Origin of the sequence: Amycolatopsis sp. SID8362, assembly GCF_010550475.1 — a bacterium.
GTDB classification, from domain to species: domain Bacteria; phylum Actinomycetota; class Actinomycetes; order Mycobacteriales; family Pseudonocardiaceae; genus Amycolatopsis; species Amycolatopsis eburnea.
Genome location: NZ_JAAGNB010001615.1, coordinates 1 through 8980, shown reverse-complemented (window position 1 = coordinate 8980; position 8980 = coordinate 1). Strand labels below are relative to the sequence as shown.

At 71.9% G+C, this 8980-nt stretch carries 7 protein-coding genes and 1 pseudogene; 5 read left to right on the top strand and 3 right to left on the bottom strand.

The features are described from left to right. The coding region (locus G3I65_RS49835; protein WP_160702758.1) for a lipase family protein at positions 1 to 807 on the top strand (807 nt) is incomplete at its 5' end. Here the strand turns inward: G3I65_RS49835 and G3I65_RS49830 are convergent. Then, positions 759 to 1766, bottom strand: coding sequence for a hypothetical protein (locus G3I65_RS49830; protein ID WP_160702756.1), 1008 nt, complete (start codon positions 1764 to 1766; stop codon positions 759 to 761). The two genes, G3I65_RS49835 and G3I65_RS49830, sit on opposite strands and share 49 nt — an antisense overlap. A 57-nt stretch (positions 1767 to 1823) precedes the next feature. Next, positions 1824 to 2423, bottom strand: coding sequence for a dihydrofolate reductase family protein (locus tag G3I65_RS49825; protein WP_160702754.1), 600 nt, complete (start codon positions 2421 to 2423; stop codon positions 1824 to 1826). Positions 2424 to 2570: 147 nt separating this feature from the next. Between G3I65_RS49825 and G3I65_RS49820 the strand changes: the two genes are divergently transcribed. Both G3I65_RS49820 and G3I65_RS49815 read left to right on the top strand, forming a co-directional pair. Further along, complete coding sequence (locus G3I65_RS49820) at positions 2571 to 3563, top strand: RNA polymerase subunit sigma-70 (RefSeq protein WP_160702752.1); 993 nt, start codon at positions 2571 to 2573, stop codon at positions 3561 to 3563. 82 nt (positions 3564 to 3645) lie between these two features. Then, positions 3646 to 4122 (top strand): hypothetical protein, encoded by a 477-nt coding sequence (locus tag G3I65_RS49815; protein WP_160702750.1) that lies wholly within the window; start codon positions 3646 to 3648, stop codon positions 4120 to 4122. A 43-nt stretch (positions 4123 to 4165) separates the two neighbouring features. Here G3I65_RS49815 and G3I65_RS49810 read toward each other — a convergent pair whose 3' ends face one another. Further along, positions 4166 to 6979 carry an AbfB domain-containing protein gene (locus tag G3I65_RS49810; protein ID WP_160702748.1) on the bottom strand — a complete coding sequence of 938 codons (2814 nt, stop codon included), beginning with the start codon at positions 6977 to 6979 and terminating at the stop codon, positions 4166 to 4168. 338 nt (positions 6980 to 7317) lie between these two features. Here G3I65_RS49810 and G3I65_RS49805 point away from each other — a divergent pair, with 338 nt between their 5' ends. Beyond that, on the top strand, positions 7318 to 8328 hold the full coding sequence (locus G3I65_RS49805; protein WP_160702746.1) for a YdcF family protein: 1011 nt from the start codon (positions 7318 to 7320) through the stop codon (positions 8326 to 8328). A 39-nt stretch (positions 8329 to 8367) separates the two neighbouring features. Beyond that, positions 8368 to 8980 (top strand): annotated as a pseudogene (locus G3I65_RS49800) (alpha/beta hydrolase); the annotation flags it as partial.

The following is an 8980-nucleotide window of genomic DNA, read 5'->3' as shown; positions in this document are numbered from 1 at the left end:
CCGGACTACGAGAAACCGCTGTTCGTCGACGCGATGCTGAGCCGCGGCTGGGCCGTGGCGATCACCGACTACGAAGGCCTCGGCACGCCCGGCCTGCACACCTACGTCGTCGGCCGTTCGGAAGGCCACACGGTGATCGACGCGGCCCGCGCCGCGACCCGGCTGCCGGCGGCGGGCCTCGCGGCGGGCGGCCCGGTCGCGTTCTCCGGCTACTCCCAAGGCGGCGGGGGAGCGGCCTGGGCGGGCGAGCTGGCGCCGTCGTACGCACCCGAGCTGACCGTCGCTGGCATCACCGCCGGCGGCACGCCCGCGGACCTCGACGTGGTGGCGAAGAGCCTCGACGGCGGCGTCGGGTTCGGCTTCCTGCTGCTCTCGGCGCTCGGCCTGGACGCGGCGTACCCCGAGCTGGACCTGCCCGCCTACCTCAACGACCGCGGCCGCACGCTGTACGCGACCCAGCAGGACGCCTGCGTCGACGCGGTGTTCGGCTACGCCTTCGGGCACATCGCCGACTACACGACGGCGAACCCGCTCACCACGGCGAAGTGGCAGGCCCGGCTGGCCGAGAACAAGCTGGGCGCCCGGCCGCCGAAGGCGCCGGTCTTCCTGTTCCACGGCAGCGGCGACGAGATCATTCCCTTGTCCCAGGCACAAACCCTGCGCCGTGAGTACTGCGCGGCGGGCGTCCCGGTCACGTGGGGCACCTACCTCGGCGAGCACGTGACGACGCTGGCGTTCTCGGCCGGCGACGTCGTGGGCTACCTGGCCGACCGGTTCGCGGGCAAGCCGGCGCGGTCCAGCTGCTGAGCGATTTCCTCGGCGGGGTAAGGGGTTTTCCGGCTCTCCCCGTGCAGGGCGACGTAGAACTCGTTGACGACGACGGCGAGCGGGGCGTAGCGCCGCAGGAGGTCTGCCGAGGGCAGTTCCGGCAGCGCGCGCCCCGCGGCGCACTCGCGCACGAACGCGTGGCGCGCGCGGTAGTCCGGCGCGTCGACGAGCCGCCGGACGATCGAGTTGACCAGGTGGGTCAGCACGTAGGCGCGGTCGTGGTCGGCGTGCTCGGCGAGGAACTCCGCCTCCGCGCCGGAGAGCGTGAAGTCCGGCAGCGCGGCGAGGCCGAAGTCGGTCAGGTAGAGCCGTTCGCCGTCGGTGAGGATGTTCGCGAAGTGCGCGTCGAAGTGCTGGACGCCCTGCGCGGCCAGGAATTCGGTGACGGCGCGCAGGTCCCGGTGGGCGAGGCCGGTCCCGTCGGGGTGGGTTTCCAGCCACCGCGTCAGGTTTCCCGGGATGTGTTCGAGGAACAGCACGAGATCCGCGGTGGCGCCGTCGAGCGCTTCGAGCCGTCGCCGCACGCCCGGGTCGTCGTGCCAGAACGCGACGTCGCGCGCCAGGTCGGTCCGGGGACGCGGCAGGCCGGGCAGGACCCGCCAGTGGTGCAGCAGCGGGAAGTTCTCGCACTCGCCGGTGCGGACCCAGTCGCTCGCCGCCCGGTGCGCGGCCAGCTCCCGCCACGCCCCGCCGCCCGCGGACCCGACGCCGTAATGGGCCCAGGGCGGCAGGCCGTAGAGGTCGGCGGTCGAGCCTTCGTGCCGCCGTTCCACGTCGGTGAGCGCGACCCGCTTGACGAAGACGGGTTCGTCTTCGACTCGCAGGAGCCAGGTCGACCCGCCGATCCCGGTGCCGTGCGGGCGCGCGGCGGCCAGCACGTCACCGGGGGCGTCCGCGAGGGCGGCGGCGATCGTCTCGTGGCGCGCGAGCCGCGTCATCGGCGCCGGGTCTTCACGTCGGCCATGGGTACCGACCGTACCGTCGCGGTACGTACCTCAGTCGATCGGGCGCTCGGTGTCCGGGACGCACTGGTAGGTCAGGTAGGCGAGGCTGGCACCGACCGTGCGGGCACCGACGAGGCGCAGCGAGTGCGAGCTGCTGATCAGGTCGAACAGGCGCTCGCCCGCGCCCAGCACGAACGGGAAGATCGTCAGCCGCAGCTCGTCGACGAGGCCGGCGTCGATCAGCGCGGGCACGAGCCGGGAGCTGGCGTAGACGCGGATCTCGCCGTCGACCTTCTCCTTCAGCGTCGACACCTCGCTCAGCACGTCGCCGGTCAAGACCGTCGAGCCGTTCCAGGCGCCGGCGTGGTCCAAGGTGGTGGAAACGACGTATTTGGGCAGGCTGTTCATCTGGTCCGCCAACGCGCCGGTGCGGGACGGGTACCGTGCGGCGAAGAACTCGTAGCTGCGTCGTCCCAGCAGCAGGGCCTGCGCGGCCAGCGCGTCTTCGAGGATGAGCGCGTCCCATGCCCCGCGGTCGGCCGGGGAGAGCGAGGCACGCCAGTCGCCGACGCGGCTGATGCCCTCCTCACCGGTCGCGTCCTGGGTGACTCCGTCGAGCGAGGTGTTTTCGAAGACGACGATCGTGCCCATGTCGGTGCTCCTTCGGTTCGTGGTGTCGGACTGCCGCTGAGGCAGACAGCCGGCATCGGCGAAACTGGGCGCGCACCGGCCGCCCAGTTCGCGGGCCGGGCGGGGTCCACACGTCGGGGGGAGATGGGCCCGGAGGAGGAGACTGGCATGGTGACCGGCGAGCTGATGTCCAAGGCGAGGGCGGGGGACGGCGAGGCGTTCCGCGCCCTGATCCAGCCCTACCGCGTGGAACTGCAGGTGCACTGCTACCGGATGCTCGGATCGGTGCAGGACGCGGAGGACGCGCTGCAGGACACGTTGCTGGCCGCCTGGCAGGGCCTGACCGGGTTCGAGGAGCGCGCCTCGCTGCGCACCTGGCTGTACCGGATCGCCACCAACCGGTGCCTCAACGCGCGCCGCGCGGCGAGCCGGCGCCAGGCCAAGGAGTGGGACGTGCCGCGGGTGGAACCGCCCGAGCCGACCCGGCTCGGCGAGGTCGTCTGGCTCCAGCCGTACCCCGACACGCTGCTCGACCAGGCGCCGCTCGGACCGGAGGCCCGCTACGAGCAAGCCGAATCCGTGTCCCTGGCGTTCGTCACCGCGTTGCAGGTGCTACCGCCGCGCCAGCTCGCCGTCCTCGTCCTGCGCGACGTCCTCGGATTCCACGCGGCCGAGGTCGCCGGCATGCTGGACTCGACCGTCGACTCGGTCACCAGCGCCCTCAAGCGAGCCCGGGCCGCCCTGCGCCGCCGTCCGGCAGCCGCCGCCCCGGCGCCGGCCCCCGGTTCGGCCGCCGAAGACGCGCTCACGGCGAAGTTCGCCCGCGCGTGGGAGTCCGCCGACCTCGACGCCCTGGTGGCCCTGCTGACCGACGACGTCTTCATGTCGATGCCGCCGATACCGTTCGAGTACGAGGGCCGGGACGTCGTCGCCCGCTTCTGCGCCGGCATCTTCGGCGCCGGCCGCCGGTTCGACCTGGTGCCGACCCGGGCCAACGGCCAGCCGGCGTTCGGTGCGTACCTGCGCGGCGCGAACGGCATCAGCCACGGCACCGGCATCTACGTCCTCACCCTCGCCGGCGACCGGATCAGCGCCTTGACCCGGTTCGACAACGCGGTGCTGCCCTGGTTCGGGCTGCCACGCTCACTCCCGAGCCGGTAGATCAGCTTGGTCGGTCCCGCAGCGGCGAACTGCCCGTAAGGTCACGGAGGCACGCTGAGAACCGGACCGTGGAAGGACACCGATGCTGGCCCTCGACATCCGCTCCACCGGCACTCCCACCGAGATCCGCGCGGCCACCGAGAAGTGGTGGAAGATCACCGACGCCGAGCTGGCGCGGTACGCGGACACCGTCTTGGCCGTCGTCGACAACGTCATCGTCGGGGTCTTCGAGGTCCGTGGGTACCACCGCGACGCGGCGGCCGACGGCCGGGTCGTGTTCGACCTGGGGCCGGAGCCCGAGTGGGAATGGGTGATCGGCAGGCCCAGCCCGTCGATCTGGGCGAACCACCACCGTGATCCGGTGAAGCGGCTGGGGGAAGCGACGGTCGAGGCACTGCGCAAGCGGCACCCGGACTACCGGCAGTCCGCCCACGGCTGGGTCTTCGACGTGGCCCCGGACGGGAAGTCGGCCACCGTCCGCGGGCCGGGGGCGCACCTGGTCGTCGCCGGGCTCGCGGACGGCGTCGCCCGGCTCGCCGTGCGGGACGCCGAGCACTGACCGGGTGGTCCGGTGTGGACAGTCCACACCGGACCACCCCAGCTCACGGAGCCCAGGGCGCCGCGACGGTCCAGCTGCTGTCCGCCGTCACCGTCTGCGGGCGGTCCGAACCCGTCCCCGCGCCCGACGCGATGTACACCGCCGAGTCGAAGTGGCGCAGGTACGCGCCCGGGATGTTCAGGGACTCGAACGTCACGCCGGTGCCGCCCACGCCTGGGCGGGTGCAGAACGTCGCGTCGGCGCGCATCAGCGCCGAACCGTCGTCCGGTGAATTGCGGACGCGGCCGTCCTGGTGGCGCAGGAACTGGCCCGGGTAGTTCACCGACTCGAACGAGTAGCACGACGACTCGCCCAGCCCGCGCCGCACCGTGTACGTCGCGTCCTGCTTCAACAGCGCGCTGCTGCCGCTGTTCACCACCTCCGTGTACGCGAGACCGCCCGAATGGCGCAGGTAGCGGTCGGTGTAGCCCCACGTCGTCACCCGCAGCGACTGGCGTGCGTTCACCGTCAGCGGGACCGAGCTGCGCCACAGCGCGGGTGCCGAGACGTCCCACGTCGCGTCCGCGGCGAAGCTCGTCGCGGTGTCCCACGCGTTCGGGCCGCCGCTGAGCGCCAGGTACACGGTTTCGTTGTAGTGCCGCAGGAACCGGCCCGGGAAGTTGGCCGACTCGAACGACGTCCCGCCGGCGGCCAACCCCGGCCGCGCGCACCACGTCGCGTCCGCGGTGAACGAGCCGCCCGTGTCGCTGTCGATGCGGACGCGGTTGTCGGCGTGGCGCAGGAACTTCCCGGGGAAGTTCACCGACTCGAACGAGAAGCAGCGCGGGTTCGCCAGCCCGGCGACCGTGCGGAACGACGCGTCCTGGCGGGGCCCGTCCGCGCTGCCCGTGGTCAGGACGTCCGTGCGGGCGAACGAATCCGCGTGCCGCAGGTACCGGTCGGTGTAGCCGGGCGTGGTCACCCGGAACGACCGCAGGTGCCCGAGCGTCAGCGGCACCGCCGCGTTCAGGTTCTTCGACGCGTTGATCAGGTCGGCGTGCGCCGCGCGGACGCGGGCGGTGTCGACCTTCTGCACCCGCCGGTCGTAGGTCAGCAGCCCGTTGTACTCGCCTTCGACGTCGGTGATCTCGGTGTAGACCGACGCCGACAGGCCCTTCGTGAGCATCAGCTGCCGCGTGTCGCGGATCATCCCGGTGAAGCGGTCGTTCAGCTGCGCCGCGCTCGCCATCTGCTCGTAGGCGAAGAACCCGCCGGTGGGGCTGTACTCGTGCCCGGGGTTGCGCAGGCCGAGGCCGCCGAACTCGCCGAGCACCGACACGCGGGTGCCGGACGGCCGGGGCGCGTCCGGGCCGGTGTACACGTGCCAGTCGATGATGTCGCCGGTGCCCGGGTCACCCTTCGACGCGCAGCAGTTGAACCCGCTGTGCGCGTTCACCAGCCGTGTCGGGTCCTGGTTCTTGATGTTCGTCGTGACGCGCCTGGTCTCGTCGAGGTTCCACTCGCCCCAGCCCTCGTTGAACGGCACGTACGTGATGACGGCGGGGGAGAAGCGGTGCTCGTCGACGATCTCGCGCGCTTCGGTTTCGAACTCGGCGATCTGCGCGGCCGTCCGGGTGCTGTCGCCGGTCGGCGTCGACGGGATGTCCTGCCACACCAGCAATCCCAGCCGGTCGGCCCAGTAGTACCAGCGTGCCGGTTCGACCTTGATGTGCTTGCGCACCATGTTGAAACCGAGGTCCTTGTGCTTCTGCAGGTCGGAAGCCAGCGCCGCGTCGGTCGGCGCGGTGTACAGGCCGTCCGGCCAGAAGCCCTGGTCCAGCGTGCCTGCCTGGAACACGAACTCGCCGTTCAACGTCGGGCGCAGCACGCCGTTCACGTTCTTCGTGCCGACCTCGCGCATGCCGAAGTAGCTGACGACCTGGTCGACCGTCGCGCCCGAGGCGTTGCGCAAGGACACGCGCAGGTCGTAGAGGAACGGGTCGTCGGGCGACCACCGCCGCGCGTTCGGCACCGGCACCGAGAACTCCGTGAAGCCGCCGGTCGCGCTGCCGACGACGGCGCCACCGGTCATCGACTCGGCGAGCACGGAGTACCCGGTCACGTCACCGCGCCCGAACACCCGCACCCGGGCGGTGTTGTTCGCCAGGTTCGGGTAGATGTCGACCGAGAAGATCGACGACGGCGCCGTCGGCTCCAGCCAGACCGTCTGCCAGATCCCCGAAGTCGGCGTGTAGAAGATGCTCGACTGCGCGTTGGCCTGCTTGCCGACCGGCTGCTTCTCGCCGCGGCCGTCGGTCGGGTCGTAGACGCGCACGACGATTTCGTTGCTGCCGCCGGTGAGCCGCGCGGTGATGTCGGCTTCGAACCGGTCGTAGCCGCCCTTGTGCGAAGCGACCTGGACGCCGTTGACCCACACGGTCGCTTCGTAGTCGACGGCGCCGAAGTGCAGCTGCACGTTCCGCCCGGCCCACGCCGACGGCACGGTGAAGGTGCGGCGGTAGAACATCAGGTCCCGGTTGTCGTTGCGCATGATGCCCGACAGCGCCGACTCGACCGGGTAGGGCACCAGGATGCGCTCGGGCAGCGTCTGCCCGAGCGGGGGCGCGGCGTAGCGGTCGACGCTGCCGCCCGCGCCGGTGGCGGGGTTGAGGAACTCCCATTCGCCGTTGAGGGACTGCCACTCAGACCGCTGCATCTGCGGACGCGGGTAGTCGGGCAGCGGGTTGGTGGTGCTGACCTGGGACGTCCACGGCGTGGACAGCGGCGGGGGTTTCGGGGTGACGGCGGCGTTCGCGGCGGGTGCCACCACGACGAGCGGCGACAGCAGCGCGAGGACCAGGGCGACGAAGCGGCGCATCGAACTCCTCCGGGGACGCGCACGGAACCGCGCACCGGCCTGGCGGGGACGGCGGAGCACTCCGGGCGGGGGCGGGCACGCCGAGCCCGGAGCACTACCGCGGGCTCGTCAAACCGAACGTAACACGGAACACGGGCAAACAGAAAACACCAGACAATCAAGACCAGACCACTCGGACGACCGGTCCACGCGCGAGACGCCGCCTCACCCTCGGTATGCGCCCGATCGCAGCAGGCAACTACGCTGTCCGGAGCAATCGCGCTCCGGAGGAGGTCCGGGTTGGTTCCCGCCTGTAGCTGGCTGATCGTCGCGGCGACCTGGCGACGCGGGGAGGTCGCGTGAACCCGGCCCTGCTCCCGCTCGCCGCGGCGGTCTTCTGCTTCGCCGTCTTCCTGGTCAGCTTCCTGCTCGACCGCCGCAAGCTGCGCAACGGCTTCTACCTGTTCTTCGCGCTCGCGTTCTCCGGGCTCACGCTGCTCGCGCTGCTGGCGTCGATCTCCCCGGAGGCCGCGGCGTTCGTCGCGCTCGGGCTGTTCGCGCTGGTCCCGCTGACCATCGTCGTGCTCGCGGTGTTCCTGATCGGCAACGGCGTCACGATGCTGCGCCGCGAAGGCCGCCGCCCGGCCAACCTGCTGTCCCTGGCCGCCGGCGTCGGCATCGTGGCGCTCATCGTCTTCGACTTCGTCGTCGGGCAGCTGGGCTGGGCGCCGCTGGAAGCGGTCCGCGACAGCGTCAACGGCATCGTCGCCTACCTGGCGTTCCTCTTCGTCTGCTTCCTGCTGTACGCGCTGGTCTACGGGCGGATCCGCACCCGCCGCCCGCTGGACTTCGTGGTGGTGCTCGGATCGGGCCTGCTCGGCGGCCGCACCGTGCCGCCGCTGCTGGCCGCCCGCCTGGACCGCGGGCGCCGGGTGCTGGACGCCGAGTGCCGCAAGGGCCGGGAGCCGCTGCTGGTCACCTCCGGCGGGCAGGGGCCGGGCGAAGACGTGCCGGAGTCGCACGCGATGGCGGACTACCTCGCCGGCCGGGGGCTGCCTCGCGAGCGGATCGTGCTCGAAGACCGGTCGCGCACCACGCGGGAGAACCTGACGTTCAGCGCCTGCCTCATGCGCGAACGGCGGGCGGACTACCGGTGCGTCGTCGTCACGAACAACTTCCACGTGCTGCGCGCGGCGCTGCTGGCCCGCAAGACCAAGCTGAACGGCCAGGTCATCGGCGCGCCGACAGCGTGGTACTTCTGGCCGAGCGCCACCCTGCGCGAGTTCGCCGCGATCATCGTCGACCACAAGGTGCTCAACGGCATCGTCGGCGCGATGATCGTCCTGGCGAGCGTGCTGAAGGCGGTGTAGCCGTGGCGGGCGGCGGGTGTCCGGGGTGACACTGGCGGCATGAAGGTCGTCGACGGGCAGCGGAGCGCGTACCGCCCGCCGACGCCGTCCCCGACGCCCTTGAGGCGGGGTCCGGTGCTGGTCACGGCCGCTTTCGCGGGTCTCGGCGGCGCGCTGATCCCGGCCGCCGCGGTGCCCGCGCTCTGGCGGATCTGGCAGCTGTACGCGATGTTGTTCGGCGCGGTCGCCGTGGTGGAGGTGGCCGCCGTCGTCGCGGTGCTCGGGTGGCCGACGCGCACGACGGCCCGCTTCGGCGCGCTCACGGCGTTCGCGGCCCTCGTCGTGTGGGTGCTCAGCCGCCCGCTGGGCCTGCTGGTCCGGCTCGATCCCTGGCAGCCGGCGGACACGGTGGTGGGCTTCACCGACTACGTGGCCGCCGGCCTCCAGGTCATCGCGCTGTTCGGCTTCCTGCTGGTGCGCCGCCGCGGGGCACGCCCGTGGCCGTCCGCGCTGCGGCGGGTGACGGCGTGGATCGTGCTGTTCCCGGTGCTGCTGCTGGTCATCGCGACCGGCGCGGCGGGCACGGTGGCGGCCGGTGACGGCATCCGCGGCACCGGTGCCTCGGCCCTGCTCGACGGCGGCACGGTCGAGTACTGCCGCCCCGCCGGCGTCC